Source organism: Janthinobacterium sp. NKUCC06_STL (genome assembly GCF_019345455.1).
Classification (GTDB): Bacteria; Pseudomonadota; Gammaproteobacteria; order Burkholderiales; family Burkholderiaceae_D; genus Janthinobacterium; species Janthinobacterium rivuli.
Genome location: NZ_JAHKQY010000011.1, coordinates 45,787 through 59,564 on the forward strand (window position 1 = coordinate 45,787; position 13,778 = coordinate 59,564).

Annotated in this window: 15 protein-coding genes; 6 read left to right on the plus strand and 9 right to left on the minus strand. The window is 64.1% G+C overall.

Annotated features, from left to right (window positions below):
- Positions 1–151: 151 nt before the first annotated feature.
- Positions 152–1,048, plus strand: coding sequence for a hypothetical protein (locus tag KO539_RS25435; protein WP_219312714.1), 897 nt, complete (start codon positions 152–154; stop codon positions 1,046–1,048).
- 9 nt (positions 1,049–1,057) lie between these two features.
- Entirely contained in the window at positions 1,058–1,528 is a 471-nt protein-coding gene (locus KO539_RS25440; protein WP_219312716.1) for a hypothetical protein, read from the plus strand.
- On the opposite strand, the gene KO539_RS25445 is transcribed toward KO539_RS25440, so the two are convergent.
- Both KO539_RS25445 and KO539_RS25450 read right to left on the minus strand, forming a co-directional pair.
- Positions 1,482–1,973, minus strand: a complete 492-nt coding sequence (locus tag KO539_RS25445) for a tetratricopeptide repeat protein (protein WP_219312718.1) — start codon at positions 1,971–1,973, stop codon at positions 1,482–1,484. The genes KO539_RS25440 and KO539_RS25445 overlap by 47 nt on opposite strands.
- Positions 1,970–4,000: a bifunctional 2',3'-cyclic-nucleotide 2'-phosphodiesterase/3'-nucleotidase gene (locus tag KO539_RS25450; protein WP_219312720.1), complete on the minus strand. Its 2,031-nt coding sequence runs from the start codon at positions 3,998–4,000 to the stop codon at positions 1,970–1,972. Before KO539_RS25450 ends, KO539_RS25445 begins: the two co-directional genes overlap by 4 nt.
- Positions 4,001–4,091: 91 nt before the next feature.
- On the opposite strand from KO539_RS25450, the gene KO539_RS25455 reads away from it, so the two are divergent.
- From KO539_RS25455 to lysS, 4 genes are all read left to right on the plus strand, one after another.
- A complete protein-coding gene (locus KO539_RS25455; protein WP_219312934.1) occupies positions 4,092–4,286 on the plus strand; it encodes a hypothetical protein in 195 nt (64 codons plus the stop codon).
- Positions 4,203–5,307 (plus strand): peptide chain release factor 2 gene (gene prfB / locus KO539_RS25460; RefSeq protein WP_138829122.1). Its coding sequence is split into 2 segments (ribosomal slippage): positions 4,203–4,283 and positions 4,285–5,307, totalling 1,104 coding nucleotides; the frame shifts between segments, so codons are not numbered across the junction. The genes KO539_RS25455 and prfB overlap by 84 nt, the downstream gene beginning before the upstream one ends.
- A gap of 2 nt (positions 5,308–5,309) precedes the next feature.
- A complete protein-coding gene (locus KO539_RS25465; protein WP_219312722.1) occupies positions 5,310–6,011 on the plus strand; it encodes an HAD family phosphatase in 702 nt (233 codons plus the stop codon).
- A gap of 18 nt (positions 6,012–6,029) precedes the next feature.
- A complete protein-coding gene (lysS, locus tag KO539_RS25470) occupies positions 6,030–7,559 on the plus strand; it encodes a lysine--tRNA ligase (RefSeq protein WP_219312724.1) in 1,530 nt (509 codons plus the stop codon).
- Positions 7,560–7,629: 70 nt separating this feature from the next.
- Here the strand turns inward: lysS and KO539_RS25475 are convergent, their stop codons facing one another.
- The 7 genes from KO539_RS25475 to KO539_RS25505 are packed head-to-tail and all read right to left on the minus strand — an operon-like array spanning position 7,630 to position 13,778.
- A complete protein-coding gene (locus tag KO539_RS25475) occupies positions 7,630–8,631 on the minus strand; it encodes a Gfo/Idh/MocA family protein (protein ID WP_219312725.1) in 1,002 nt (333 codons plus the stop codon).
- A 12-nt stretch (positions 8,632–8,643) separates the two neighbouring features.
- On the minus strand, positions 8,644–9,666 hold the full coding sequence (locus KO539_RS25480) for a porin (protein WP_219312727.1): 1,023 nt from the start codon (positions 9,664–9,666) through the stop codon (positions 8,644–8,646).
- A gap of 34 nt (positions 9,667–9,700) precedes the next feature.
- Positions 9,701–10,660 (minus strand): D-glycerate dehydrogenase, encoded by a 960-nt coding sequence (locus KO539_RS25485; protein WP_219312728.1) that lies wholly within the window; start codon positions 10,658–10,660, stop codon positions 9,701–9,703.
- Between the two features lie 20 nt (positions 10,661–10,680).
- Positions 10,681–11,667: a sugar kinase gene (locus KO539_RS25490; RefSeq protein WP_307789222.1), complete on the minus strand. Its 987-nt coding sequence runs from the start codon at positions 11,665–11,667 to the stop codon at positions 10,681–10,683.
- Positions 11,664–12,410 carry a sugar phosphate isomerase/epimerase gene (locus KO539_RS25495; protein ID WP_219312730.1) on the minus strand — a complete coding sequence of 249 codons (747 nt, stop codon included), beginning with the start codon at positions 12,408–12,410 and terminating at the stop codon, positions 11,664–11,666. Before KO539_RS25495 ends, KO539_RS25490 begins: the two co-directional genes overlap by 4 nt.
- On the minus strand, positions 12,407–13,141 hold the full coding sequence (locus tag KO539_RS25500) for an amino acid ABC transporter ATP-binding protein (protein ID WP_099403130.1): 735 nt from the start codon (positions 13,139–13,141) through the stop codon (positions 12,407–12,409). Before KO539_RS25500 ends, KO539_RS25495 begins: the two co-directional genes overlap by 4 nt.
- On the minus strand, positions 13,128–13,778 hold the full coding sequence (locus KO539_RS25505; RefSeq protein WP_219312732.1) for an amino acid ABC transporter permease: 651 nt from the start codon (positions 13,776–13,778) through the stop codon (positions 13,128–13,130). Before KO539_RS25505 ends, KO539_RS25500 begins: the two co-directional genes overlap by 14 nt.

The following is a 13,778-nucleotide window of genomic DNA, read 5'->3' on the forward strand; positions in this document are numbered from 1 at the left end:
AGGAGAAAGGCGGGTGCCAATTTCCGCTGAAGCACGCACCACCTCGCCTGCTTGATCTACCGCAAAGCCGAACCCTCGTCGACTGCTAAGGTGAGATGTGCCCCGGCATCCGCATGGGCCTCTCCTGCACCACCACCTGCCCGGAGGCATTATGGCGCTACCACTGACAAGATCGTTCACCGTTTCCCTCGCTGCACTACTGCTCAGTATGCTCAGCGGTTGCGCCAGCTTCAAATCCGTCGACAGCTTTGCGCAGACGGGCCAGCAAATGACCGCCGCCTTCCCACCCATCGCCAACGCCACCGTGGACAGCTGCATGAACAATGAGCTGCGCAGGAACCTGATTTCCACCGATGGCTTCGACCCTGCAGCCGCCGAGCAGCAGGCCAGGCGCGGCTGTGACAAAATCGCCAATTCGAATCAGAAAATACTGCTGCTGAACAGTGTCCTGGCGCGCTACGCGCAAGCCCTGCAAGATCTGAGCGGCAGCAAGGTAGCCGACTACCACGATCAGTTTTCCGGCCTCGGCGACGCTCTGGGCAGCATTCCTGTTCCCGGCAGCGGTACGCCGCTGCTCGACCCAGGGCAGGTAAGCATCGTCATGAAACTAAGCGAACAACTGAGCCGTTTGCTGACGCAGAACATACAGAAATCAGCCATCAATGAACTACTCGCCCAGCAGGAGGCAATCGGCATCATCACCAATGCGCTCAATACCTATGTGCAGGCGGCGTACCGCGACAGGATCGCGATCGAACGGCGCGACAGCGGCGTCCTGCACATGGCCCTGCATGAAACGGCACGTGCCGAGCCGCTGGCAACGAATTACGTCAGGGTCCGGCTGTATCGTGACGAGAAGCAACTGGGCGAACGCGCGAAAATTCCTGATAGCTATGCCAGGGCCGTCAAGGCCTTCCAGGAAAGCCTCGACAGCCTTCGCAAATCGCGCGACGACAGCGCGCAAATGCAACAGCAATTGAAGGATTTTTCCCTGCGCGTCGATGAACTGAAACTCCAGGTGGCCTTCCTTGCACCTGCAACTTGGTAGGAGGACATTATGGCAACGATCAACAAACAGGCTACCTTGAAAGCATTCGAAATTGCCAATAACCTGTCCGAGATTTCCACCTTGCTGCTGGCGTGGAGGATCAAGGGACGCAGGACACTGAGCCCTCAGCAAAAAGAGGAACTGAAGGAACTCGAAGACCACCTCAATGAACTGGTGGCCAGTTTCCAGGCGCACGGCATCGACATGATCGCAGATGGCGCACAAGAGGCCGCCAGGCAGGCCGACCAGGCAATCGATATCGCCAATGCGGCGCTGGAAAAAATAAAAGACGTCAAGCATGCGATTGACGTCGCCGCCGCTGTCGTCAGTGTTGCCGCGACCTTGCTGTCAAAAGACGTGCTGGGTGTGGTGGATGCAACGAAAGACCTTCAGGCATTGCTCAAAGCCAGGGAGGAATCGAAAAACGACGGCATCAAGGCTCCTGCCCCCGGTGCCCCATCGCATGCTCAGCCATCCTGATCAGCAGCGTTGACTGCGCATCGCTGCGCGCATAGCCCATTGCCCCTTCTTTCGTGGCGATGGCTTTTTGCATCAAGGCTTCAGGGTGCTCCCGCTCGCAGGCCGCGTCGAGCCAGTAACGCGCCCTGGCTTCATCGCTCTCCAGCAGCATGTTCGCGACGATGAACATGGCCGGCGCCACGCCCCGTTGCGCGGCCAGTTCCAGCCAGCGCAGCGCGGCGGCGCTGTCCTGCGGTCCGCCCATGCCATTCTTGAACATCAAGCCCAGGTAGTACGCAGCCGGACCGCTGCCCTGCCCAGCCGCCTGTTCGAACAGGGTGCGCGCCTGCGGCTGGCTCGCCTCATCCGCGCGCATCAGGACCTTGGCCCGGGCCGTGACTTCGGGCGCCGCCGCTGCCACGGGCGAAGCCAGCGCGGCGGCGAGCAGCAAGTTTGCCAGCATCATTTCGACAGGTCGAGCTGGTACAGAGCAAAACCCTTGCCCGCACCATCGTCAAGCTTCAGCTGCGTGACGTTGTCGATGCCGGCCGCTTTGGCCAGGTCGATCACGTTCGGCGCAGAGTGGAAGACCACCGGCCCTTTCGTGGCCACCCTGGCGAATCGCCAGCTGCGCGCCAAGCCGTTTTTCGCGCGCGTCAGGTTCTTTTCCTTGGTCACGTAGGCGATCAGGAGTTCGCGGTTGTTGTCGGGCGAGGCCACCACCGTCTTGCTGCCATCGAGGCCGGGGAAATTGCCGCCGCCGCTGGCGCGGTAGTTATTTGTCGCGATCAAGAATTCCTGGCTGGCGTCCACCGGCTTGCCCTTGTACGTCAACCCCTGGATGCGCTGGCCGGGCTTTTGCGTGACGTCGATCTGGTAGCGCACGTCGGCGCTCGTGATCGCGTCGAAGTTGTAGCTCGGATGGGCCGTGTTGACCAGCTCCTGCGCTTCTGCCTTGTTCGGGTCGATGGTGTTGAAGCGCTGCGCCGACTGTTCCAGCCAGGCTTTCAAGTCCGCGCCATTCATCTTCACGCCGTACAGCGCGTTCGGATACAAATACAGATCGGCCGCGTTATTGAGCGCCACATTGCCCGCATTGACGTCCGTGTAGTCGGACACGCCGGCCGAACCGCTCTTGAACGGCGACGACATCGACAGCACGGGCAAGTGCGCAAACTGCGGCAGGTTTGCCTTCACGTAGGCGGCCAGGTAGCCCGCCTGCGCCTGGTTCACCACCTCGATGGCGCTCACATCGCCCACGTCGGCGAAATACGTCGACATGCGGAAGTCCGTCTTGCCCACGGGCGTCTGTACATAGGCAATCGTCGCCGCGTGCTCCTCGGCCACCAGTCTGGCGATGGCAGGATCGGGCTGGACGTAACTCTTGTCCGCATTCTGGATGCCGCGCGCTTCCACCGTCGTGGCGCTCTTGTCGACCACCCACTGCTTGCCGTCGTGGCGCAGCGCGAGGCCGATCACGCCCAGATGCTTGCCCCACAAATTGGCCATCACGGTGGGCACGCCATTGACCAATCCCTTGGCTTTGTCGACGCCGGGCAAATTAAATTGCGGCACCGTGCTGGTCGCGTTCGGGAACAACTGGTGCGAGTGGCCGATCAGCATTGCGTCCACGCCCGGTACTTGCGACAGGTAGTAATTGCCGTTTTCCATGCTTGGCGAGTACGGGCTGTCATCTAAGCCGCCGTGCGAGATCGCCACCACCAGTTCGGCGCCCTTGGCGCGCATCTCGGGGATGAATTTTTCCGCCGTCTCGCGCACGCCCTGCGTGTAGACGCGGCCTTCCAGCCAGCGCTTGTCCCAGGCCATGATGGTCGGCGGCGCAAAGCTGATGATGCCGACCTTCACGGTGGAGGTGATTGCCTTGCCATCGGGGCCGGTGGCCGTGATCTGCTTGGCTATGATGTGGTACGGCGCAAACAGGGGCTGGCCCGTCTTGACGCTGTAGACGTTGGCCAGCACTTGCGGGAACGCGGGGCCGGCGCACCGTGGCTTGCTGGCGTCGACGCTGTCGACGTCAAACTGGTTGCCCGTTACCTGGCTCAGGAACGCCAGGCCGTAGTTGAATTCGTGGTTGCCGATGCCGCCGCCGTCGACTTTCAGCAAATTCATGGCCTTGTAGATGGCCAGGGTCTGGTCGCAGGCCAGCGGTTTTACCAATGCCTGGTAGTCGGCCAGGGCCGTGCCTTGGATGGTGTCGCCATTGTCGAGCAAAAGGTTGTTCGGATACTGCGCGCGTGCCTGGGCGATCAGCGCCGCCGTGCGCTCCAGGCCGATCGACGGTTCCGCCTGCAACTTGTAGTAATCATAACTGAGCACATTCGCGTGCAAGTCCGTCGTCTCGAGCAGGGCCAGGGTGGCGCTGCTGCCGGCCGGCGCGGCCAGCGGGTGGACCGATCCGGTGGCGGCGGGCGGCAAGGCGCCGCAGCCGGCCAGCAGCAGCGGTAACAGGGCAAGACGGGGAGATTGAAGCATGATGTATTCCTGTGGAAAGACAATATCGCCAGCATCATACGCAGCACGCCAACCATCTTCAAGGCAAAAATATTGTCGCAAATACAGCGAAATGACGATTTTATTGCCCCGTGCGGCATCGATTCGGCGCCGCCGGCATCAGAAACGCGCCGCGCTCGCGTATAATTCAGGGTTTGATTTCACCATAGAAGACCAGAACATTATGGAAGCCGAACGCATCAATATCATCTCCGCCCTGCTGAACGACCTGACGGTCCGCGAAGCCGAACTTCGGAGGTATCTTTGACTTCACTGTCAAGTCGGAGAAACTAGAGCAAGTCAACGAAGAGCTGGAAGACCCCACCGTCTGGAACGATCCCAAGCGCGCCCAGGACCTCGGTAAGGAAAAGAAGGCGCTGGAAGCCATCGTCTTCACCCTGGCCAAGGCCGATGCCGACCTGCGCGACACCCGCGACCTGTTCGACATGGCCCGCGAAGAAGGCGACGACGACACGCTCGAAGCGATCGAGCAGGACGTGCAGGAAATCCGCAAGGTCATCGAAAGCATGGAATTCCGCCGGATGTTCAACAATCCGATGGACCCGAACAACTGCTTCATCGACATCCAGGCCGGCGCCGGCGGTACGGAAGCCCAGGACTGGGCTTCGATGCTGCTGCGCCAGTACCTGCGCTATTGCGAACGCAAGGGCTTCAAGGTCGAAATCCTGGAGCAGTCCGACGGCGAGGTCGCCGGCATCAAGACGGCCACCCTGAAGGTCGAGGGCGATCACGCCTACGGCTTCCTGCGTACGGAAACGGGCGTGCACCGCCTGGTGCGCAAGTCGCCGTTCGACTCGGCCAACGGCCGCCACACCTCGTTTACGTCGCTGTTCGTGTATCCGGAAGTCGACGATTCGATCGAGATCGACGTCAACCCGGCCGATATCCGCGTCGATACCTACCGCGCGTCGGGCGCCGGTGGTCAGCACATCAACAAGACCGACTCCGCCGTCCGCATGACCCATGCGCCGACCGGCATCGTGGTGCAGTGCCAGAACGACCGTTCGCAGCACCGCAACCGCGCCGAAGCGATGGAAATGCTGAAAGCGAAACTGTACGAACATGAACTTCGCAAGCGCATGAGCGAACAGCAAAAGCTGGAAGACTCGAAGACGGACGTGGGCTGGGGTCACCAGATCCGCTCCTACGTGCTGGACCAGTCCCGCATCAAGGACTTGCGCACCGGTTTCGAGACGGGCAATACCAAGGGCGTGCTCGATGGCGACATCGACGAGTTCATTTCCGCCTCGCTCAAGCAAGGCGTATAAGGATGAACGCATCCGCTCCGGCATTGGCAAAGCGCGCCTTCCTGTTCGACATGGATGGCACGATCGTCGACAACATGGCCTTCCACACGACATCGTGGCTGGCGTTCTTTGAACGTCACGGCCATGCGCTGGACGCGGATGCCTTTTTCCGCGACACGGCAGGACGGCAAGGACATGAAATCATCGCCAAGTACCTGGGCGAGGAAGCCGACCACGTCACCCTGCTGGCTGAAAAGGAAGTCGTCTACCGCGAACTGTATGGCCCGCACCTGGCGACAGTGCTTGGCTTCGACCAGCTGATCGCCAGCGCGCGCCAGGCTGGCGTGGGGCTGGTGGTCGGGACGGCCGCGCCGGCCGAGAATATCGCGTTCACGCTCGACGGCCTGGACCTGCGCCACCGCTTCGACGCCATCGTCGGCGCCGCCGACGTGGAACGGGGCAAGCCGCACCCGGACGTTTTCCTGAAAGGCGCGCTGCTGGCCGGCGCGCTGCCGCACAACTGCATCGTCTTTGAAGACGCGCCCCTGGGCGTGGAAGCGGCGCGCCGTGCCGGCATGCGCGTCGTGGTGCTCACCACCACCCTGCCGGCCGAAGCGTTTGCCGCCTTCGACAACGTCATTGCCATCGTGCCGGACTTCTCCGCACTCGACGTCGACGCACTGTTTGCCAGCGTGGCGCCAGCGCTGGCGCCACATCATCAATAATCACCAACGAAGAACACCATGACTACGGATATCCAAGAACAAGCCGCCGCCCCCGATGAAAACAAGATCATCGCCGAGCGCCGCGTCAAGCTGGCAGCACTGCGCGAACAAGGCATCGCCTTCCCGAACGATTTCCGCCCCGAGCACAAGGCGGCATATCTGCACGTGCAATACGGCAGCAAGACGCGCGAAGAGCTGGAAGCCGAACCTGTCACCGTGGTGCTGGCCGGCCGCATGATGCTCAAGCGCGAAGCCGGCAAGAAAGCCGCTTTCGCCACCCTGCAAGACGCTTCCGGCCCGAAAGCCGACGGCCGCATCCAGATCTACGCCACCCTGGACCTCACCGGCGAAGCGGCCATGGCCGCCCTGCACCACTATGACCTGGGCGATATCCTGGGCGTGACGGGCACCCTGTTCAAGACCAAGACGGACGAACTGACCATCAAGGTGTCGGAACTGCGTTTGATCACCAAGTCGCTGCGCCCGCTGCCAGACAAATTCCACGGCCTGGCCGACCAGGAAACGAAGTACCGCCAGCGCTACGTCGACCTGATCATGAACGAAGAGACGCGCCGCACCTTCAAAGCCCGCACCGCCGCCATCTCGTCGATCCGCCGCTTCATGGAAAAGAACGAGTTCATGGAAGTGGAAACGCCGATGCTGCACACGATTCCTGGCGGCGCGGCGGCCAAGCCATTCGTCACGCACCACAATGCGCTCGACATGGAAATGTATCTGCGTATCGCGCCCGAGCTGTACCTGAAGCGCCTGGTCGTGGGCGGCTTCGACCGCGTGTTCGAGATCAACCGCAACTTCCGCAACGAAGGCGTGTCGATCCGCCACAACCCGGAATTCACGATGATGGAATTCTACGCGGCCTACACCGACTACAAATGGCTGATGGATTTCACGGAAGCCGTCATCCGCCAGGCCGCCATCGACGCGCACGGCACCGCCACCCTGACCTACGGCGGCCGCGAGCTGGACCTGGCAAAACCGTTCCACCGCCTGACCATCGTCGAAGCGATCAACAAGTACGCGCCGGGCTACACGCCGGAGCAGTTGAATGATGCGGAATTCATCAAGGAAGAGCTGAAGAAGTTCGGCGTCAAGCCGTTCGCCACGGCCGGCCTGGGCGCGCTGCAACTGGCGCTGTTCGAAGAAACGGCTGAAGCGCAGCTGTGGGAACCGACCTACATCATCGACTACCCGGTCGAAGTGTCGCCACTGGCGCGCGCTTCCGACACGGTGGCCGGCATCACCGAACGTTTTGAATTGTTCATGGTGGGCCGCGAGATCGCCAACGGCTTCTCCGAGTTGAACGATGCGGAAGACCAGTCGGCCCGCTTCCTGGCGCAAGTGGCCGCCAAGGACGCCGGCGATGAAGAGGCGATGTTCTACGACGCCGACTACATCCGCGCGCTGGAATACGGCATGCCGCCAGCTGGCGGCTGCGGCATCGGCATCGACCGCCTGATGATGATCATCACGGATTCGCCGAACATCCGCGACGTCCTGCTGTTCCCGCATTTACGCCGCGAAGAGTAATCACGGACGCAAGCCGATAAAAAGCCGCCTGATTTTGCGATCAGGCGGCTTTTTTACATCTGCGGCCGTGTCAGCCGGCCAGAGTCACGCGCTGGTGGCTGCGGCTGGCCTGCTGCGCCGCCAGCGCCGTGGCCAGCGCGCGCAGGCCGTCGTCGCCGGTGGCGGCCGGCTGCCCTTCGCCACGCATGGCGCGCTGGAAGGCGCGCACCGAGCGCACGTACAGGTTTTCATGCTCGACGGGGATGTCGATGCTGCCGCCGTCGCGCGTCAGGCTGATGGTGCCGACGGGGCGCTGCGTCATCACGCCGGTGGCGAAGATGGTGCCCTTCGTGCCGATGATTTCCACGCCGGACAGCGAATACGGCGCGTTAAACGCGTCGTGCACCTGCACCAGGGTGCCGTTATCGAACTCGATGACGGCCATCAGGCCCTCTTCCAGCCCGGCCACCGTCATGCCGCCGCTGGTGGCGCAGGCGGTGACGTGGCGCGGTTCCGCGTCGAGCAGGAAGCGCAGGGTGTCGACGTCGTGCACGAACATGTCGAGCGTGACGCCACCCGACTCCGGCGCGTCCAGGCGCCAGCCGCGCAGATGCTGCGGCAGGTTATTCGCGTGCAGCACGCGGCCATACAGGGGCTGACCGATCTCGCCGGCGCGTATCAGCTCGCGCACCTTGCCGTGGCTGGCCGCGTTGCGCAGGTGGTGGTTAATCCCCAGCACCACGCCCGCTTCGGCACAGCCGTCCACCATGCGGCGGGCGTCCTCCAGGTTCAGCGCCAGCGGCTTTTCGCACAGCACGTGCTTGCCGGCGCGCGCCGCCTGCAAGGTCTGCGCCATGTGCCATTCGTTGGTGGTACTGATGTACACCGCGTCCGCGCCCGGATGCGCGAGCGCCGCGTCGAGGTCCGTGTAGCTGGCGGCGATGCCAAATTGTTCGGCAAAGGCGGCGCCGCGCGCGGCGTCCCGGCTGACCACGGCCAGCACTTCCGCGTCGCCCTGCTGGCCGATTGCGTCGACCATCCATTCGCGCGCCACGGTGCTGGCACCGACCAAAATCCATCCGATTTTCTTCATTCGATTCTCCCCTTAAAAAGTGTGGCGCAGGCCCAGGTTCCAGGCCTGGTTGCCGGTACCGTTGTCGGTGGCGTTGCCCACCACATAGGCGGCGCCATTGCGGTTGTCGATGTGCGCATAGGCCGCATACAAGGTGCTGCGCTTCGACAGCGCGTAGGTGTAGCCGATGCCGATTTGAGAAGCGTCGCCGTTGGCGGCGCGCCGGTCGTCGCGTCGCACGTACGAGAACAGGACTCTGTGCGGCCCGACAGGCACGGTGGCGCCCAGCATCAGGTCCGCACTGTCGACCGTGGTGGCGGCGCCAGCCGTGCTCTTGCTGACGGCGACGGCGCCATGCGCCTTGACCACGCCGAAGTCCCAGGTGGCGCCCAGCACCGTGTTGCGCGCCCTGCCCGCCACCAGCGCGGTCGACAGCGTATTGGCGTCCTGGTGCGCCATGCGCACATACAGCGGCCCGCTGGCATAGGTGGCTGCCGCGCCCGCGTAGCGTTTGGCCGACGCATCGCCGGGCACTTCGCCGAAGCCGTACGCCAGTTCGCCGGAAAGCCCGCCGCGCACGGGCGAGCTGTAGGTGACGCTGTTGTCGACCCGGCTGATGTAGCCGGCCGTGAAGACATTGCTCATCCTGCCCGCAAAACCCAGGTAAAACGGGTCCAGCACACCCAGGCTGCTGTCGATGAAGGTGTACTGGCGGCCCAGGCGCAAGGTGCCCGCCGCGCCGGCCAGGCCGACGAAGGCCTGGCGTCCGAACAGCAGGCCGCCCTGGGCCGAAGCACCCGTGTCGGCCAGGATGCCCGCATCCATCGTGAACAGCGCCGTCATGCCGCCGCCCAGGTCTTCACTGCCCTTGAAACCGAGCCGCGAGCCGTTGGCGATGCCGCTCGTCACCTTGAGCACCCTGCCCCCTGGGCCGCCGTTCTCGGACACCACGCCCAGGTCCGCGATGCCATACATGGTCACGTTCGACTGCGCGCAACACAGGCCGCCGCAAGCGCCCGCGCCGATGATCATTGCCCTTGCTACCTTGTTCTTCATTTCTTTCCCTGTTTATTTTTTATTGATACTGCTCTTAGCCGACCAGATAGCGCGGACGCTCGCCGCGCAAGCCGGCCAGCAGGTTGTCCACGGCCTGCTGCGCCATGGCGTAGCGCGTTTCATGCGTGGCCGAGCCGATGTGCGGCAACGCCACCACGTTGGCCATGTGCGGCAGAGGATTGTCCGGCGCCAGCGGTTCGCGCTCGAACACGTCGAGACCGGCGCCGTGAATGGTGCCCTGCTGCAGCGCCTCGATCAGCGCCGCCTCGTCGACGATGCGCCCGCGCGAGCCGTTGATGAAGATGGCGCCGGGACGCATCAGCGCGAATTCGCGCCGCCCCATCATGCGTTCCGTCTGCGCCGTCAGCGGCAGCACCACGCAGACGAAATCGGAGCCGGCCAGCAAATCGTCAAGCGCCACCTGGCGCGCGCCCAGCGCCGCCTCCACCTCGGGCACCGCTTCGCCATTCACGTACAGCACCTGCATGCCGAAGCCCAGCGCGGCGCGGCGGGCGACGGCGCGGCCGATGCGGCCCATGCCCAGCATGCCGATGGTCTTGCCGTGCACGTTGACGCCGTACTGGCTTTCGCCCACGCTGCGCGTCCAGCGTCCGGCCTTGACGAATTCGGCCAGTTCGACGACGCGCCGCGCGCTGGCGAGGATCAGCGCGAAGATCGTGTCGGCCGTCGTTTCCGTCAGCACATCCGGCGTATTGGCCAGCAAGATGCCCCGTTCGCGCAGGTAATCGACGTCGAACTGGTCGACGCCCACGGAAATGGTGGAAATGATGTCCAGGTTGGCGGCCGGGTCCAGCAGTTCACGGTCCAGGCGCACGCTGGCGCCCAGCAAGCCGTGCGCGCCGCGGATGGCGGCGGCGAATGCGGCGCGGTTGCCCGCATCGATCGCTTCGAAGTACGTCACCTCGCATTCGGCGCGCAGGCGCGCCAGCAGCGGTTCCGCCAGCTTTTTATACACAACCACATGTTTTTTCACGAGTGTTTCTCCTGTTCGGTTCAAGATGGGTCCAGCGCGTCGAGCTGGGCGCGGGTCGGCAAGCCTTCCATGTCGCCGGCCACCTGGATGGCGAAGGCGCCGACCCGGTTGCCGCGCCCTACCGCCTGCGCCAGCGGCAAGCCTTCCAGCAAGGCGCTGACCAGGCCGGCCGCGAAACCGTCGCCGGCGCCCACCGTGTCGACCACGTTGGCCACACGCTCGCCCGCCACCATGCCGCTGTCGCCCTCGGCCGTGCGGTAATAGGCGCCCTCGGCGCCCAGCTTGACGACCACCAGGCGCGCGCCCTGCTGCAGGTAAAAGCCGGCGACGTCGTGCGGCAGGTCGTGGCCAGTGAGGATTTTTCCTTCCCCCAGGCCGGGCAGCACCCAGTCCGCTTTGGCGGCGAGGCGGTTGATCTGTTCGACCATGACGGCTTGCGACGGCCACAGCGAGGGCCGCAGGTTCGGGTCGAACGACACGCTGCGGCCGTTGGCGCGCATGAAGTCGAGCGCCTGGCCGGCGAACGCCAGGCTGGTCTCGGACAGCGCCGCGGCCACGCCGGTAGCATGCAGGTGGCGCGCGGACAAAAAATAGGCGGGATCGAAGTGCTCGGGCGCCAGCCGGCTGGCGGCGGAACCCTTGCGGAAGTATTCGACCAGCGGATCGGCGCCGTTCTCGGCCTTCTCCTTGAGCAGGAAGCCGCTGGACTGGCCGGCGACGGCGACGACCCGGCTGCAATCGACGCCCTCGGCCTGCACGCTGGCGCGGATGAAGCGGCCGAACGAGTCGTCGCCCACGCGGCTCAGCCAGCCGACTTTCAAGCCCAGGCGCGCCAGGCCGATGGCGACATTCGTCTCGGCGCCGGCCAGGCGGCGCGTGAAATTCGCCACGGCCGCGAGGTCTCCCGTTTGCTCGGCAACGAACATCGCCATCGCTTCGCCGTAGGTGACGACGTCGAGCGCGTGCCCCCCTTGAATTTCCTTTTGGCGCAGTTCTTGTTCCATCATGCAGCCTCCAGTATCTGAATGTAGCGGGCCGTTTCGGCCACCAGGTCGGCGCCCTCGAGCGGGAATTCGATGGCCCGCTGCACACCGGGCGCAAAGTGCGCAAAGACGGCGCACCAGGCAGGATCGGCTTCGGAAACGGCGCAGGCGGACAAACGCCCCCCGTCGTCGAGAACGGCCTTGCAGTGCACATAGCGCACGTATGGCGCCAGCAGGCGCGCCGCCTGCTGCGCGTCCTCGCCCACCCAGCGCCAGTTGCCGATGTCGAAGGTCAGCCCCACCGGCAGTCCGATGTCACGCGCCGCCGCCAGGAAGCGTGCCATCGTCGCCAGTTTGCCGCCATGGGCCGTCTGGTCGTTTTCCACCAGCAGCGCCACGGGCGCGGCCTCCAGCTCCGCCTTCAAGGCCGGCAGATCCGGTGCGGCCGGGTAATGGCCCAGCGACACTTTCAGGTAGCGCGCGCCGAGGCGCGCCGCCTCGTCCAGCATCTGCCGCAGCAGTTCTTGCTGCAGCTGCCCGTCCGCGCCCCACAATTCGATGGGCGTGGAATACACGCAGTACAGGCCGCGCGCGGCCACCGCCGCGCCCATGCGCGCCAGATCCGGCAAGTCGGACGTGAACAGTTCGCGGCGGATCTCGATGCCTGCGCCGCCCGCATCGGCCACCACGTCGATGAAATGGCTTTGCCCCAGCTGCCTTACCCTGCTTGCGCCATAGGCCGACGCCGCCACCAGGACGGGGCTCACTTGATCGCTCCCGCGCCGACGAACTGGCGCGCTTCGGGCGTTTGCGGGTTGCTGAAAAAGGCTTCCGACGGCCCGCTCTCCCACACCAATCCCTGGTGCATGAAGACGGTGACGTCGGCCATGCGCCGCGCGAACTCCATCTCGTGCGTCACCAAGAGCATCGTCATGCCCGCCTGCGCCAGCTCTTCCATCACCTTCAGTACTTCCTGCGTCAGTTCCGGGTCGAGCGCCGACGTCACTTCGTCGAACAGCATCACTTGCGGCTCCATCGCCAGCGAGCGGGCAATGGCCACGCGCTGCTGCTGGCCGCCCGACAGCTGCTCGGGATAGGCCTCGCGCTTGTGGTCCAGGCCCACCTGCTTGAGCACGCGCAGCGCCGTGGCGCGGCCTTGCGCGTCAGGCACCTTCTTGACGATGCGCGGCGCCAGCATGACGTTTTCTTCCACCGTCAGGTGGGGGAACAGGTTGTAGCTCTGGAAGACCATGCCGACGTCCTTGCGCAAGTCGAGCAGGCGTTCCTGGCGCGCCGTCAGCGTATGGCCGGCCACGACGATGCTGCCGCTGTCGATGGTTTCCAGGCCGTTGATACAGCGCAGCATGGTGCTTTTTCCCGAGCCGCTGCGGCCGATCACGGCGATCACCTGGCCCCGCTCGACGGCGAACGACACGCCCTTGAGCACGTGATTGGCGCCGAAGCTCTTGCTGATATTGTCGATGTCAACGATGGGCATGGAATTTCCTTTCCAGTGAATGGCTGTAGCGCGACAGCGGATAGCACATCGCGAAGTAGATCAGGGCGACGATGGGGAAGACGATGAACGGCAGGAAGGTCGCATTGCTGACCAGTTGCCCTGCCCGCGTCAGTTCCACCACGCCGATGATCGAGGTGATCGAAGTGTTCTTGATGATCTGCACCATGAAGCCCACGGTCGGCGGCAGCGAATGGCGCAGCGCCTGCGGCAGGATGACGTAGCGCAGCTGCTGGTAGCGGTTCAGCGCCAGCGCGGCCGACGCTTCCCACTGCTGCCGCTGCACGCCTTCGATGCAGCCGCGCCAGATCTCGCCCAGGTAGGCGCTGGCAAAGATCGTCATCGCCGCGCCGGCCGCGATGACCGGCGACAGCTTGTAGCCAAACAGGGCCAGGCCGTAATAGGTCAAAAACAGCACGATCAGCACGGGTGTGCCCTGGACCAGCTGGATGTACAGGGCGCTGATGAAGCGCAGGAGCGGGCTGCGCGCCGTGCGCAGCAGCGCCACCGCGAAGCCGGCGATGCCGCCCGTGATGAAGACGATCAGCGACAGGCCGATGGTCCAGCGCGTGGCCTCGAGCAGAAATTGCAGGTTATCCCAGGAAAAATCACTGATCAT

Coding starts and splice junctions, on each gene's coding strand:
- KO539_RS25435 (WP_219312714.1), top strand. CDS start 152: ATGGCGCTACCACTGACAAGATCGTTCACCGTTTCCCTCGCTGCACTA.
- KO539_RS25475 (WP_219312725.1), bottom strand. CDS start 8,631: ATGAAGAAAATCGGATGGATTTTGGTCGGTGCCAGCACCGTGGCGCGC.
- KO539_RS25480 (WP_219312727.1), bottom strand. CDS start 9,666: ATGAAGAACAAGGTAGCAAGGGCAATGATCATCGGCGCGGGCGCTTGC.
- KO539_RS25490 (WP_307789222.1), bottom strand. CDS start 11,667: ATGATGGAACAAGAACTGCGCCAAAAGGAAATTCAAGGGGGGCACGCG.
- KO539_RS25500 (WP_099403130.1), bottom strand. CDS start 13,141: ATGCCCATCGTTGACATCGACAATATCAGCAAGAGCTTCGGCGCCAAT.
- KO539_RS25450 (WP_219312720.1), bottom strand. CDS start 4,000: ATGCTTCAATCTCCCCGTCTTGCCCTGTTACCGCTGCTGCTGGCCGGC.
- KO539_RS25440 (WP_219312716.1), top strand. CDS start 1,058: ATGGCAACGATCAACAAACAGGCTACCTTGAAAGCATTCGAAATTGCC.
- KO539_RS25465 (WP_219312722.1), top strand. CDS start 5,310: ATGAACGCATCCGCTCCGGCATTGGCAAAGCGCGCCTTCCTGTTCGAC.
- KO539_RS25445 (WP_219312718.1), bottom strand. CDS start 1,973: ATGATGCTGGCAAACTTGCTGCTCGCCGCCGCGCTGGCTTCGCCCGTG.
- KO539_RS25505 (WP_219312732.1), bottom strand. CDS start 13,778: ATGATCAGTGATTTTTCCTGGGATAACCTGCAATTTCTGCTCGAGGCC.
- lysS (WP_219312724.1), top strand. CDS start 6,030: ATGACTACGGATATCCAAGAACAAGCCGCCGCCCCCGATGAAAACAAG.
- KO539_RS25455 (WP_219312934.1), top strand. CDS start 4,092: ATGACGATTTTATTGCCCCGTGCGGCATCGATTCGGCGCCGCCGGCAT.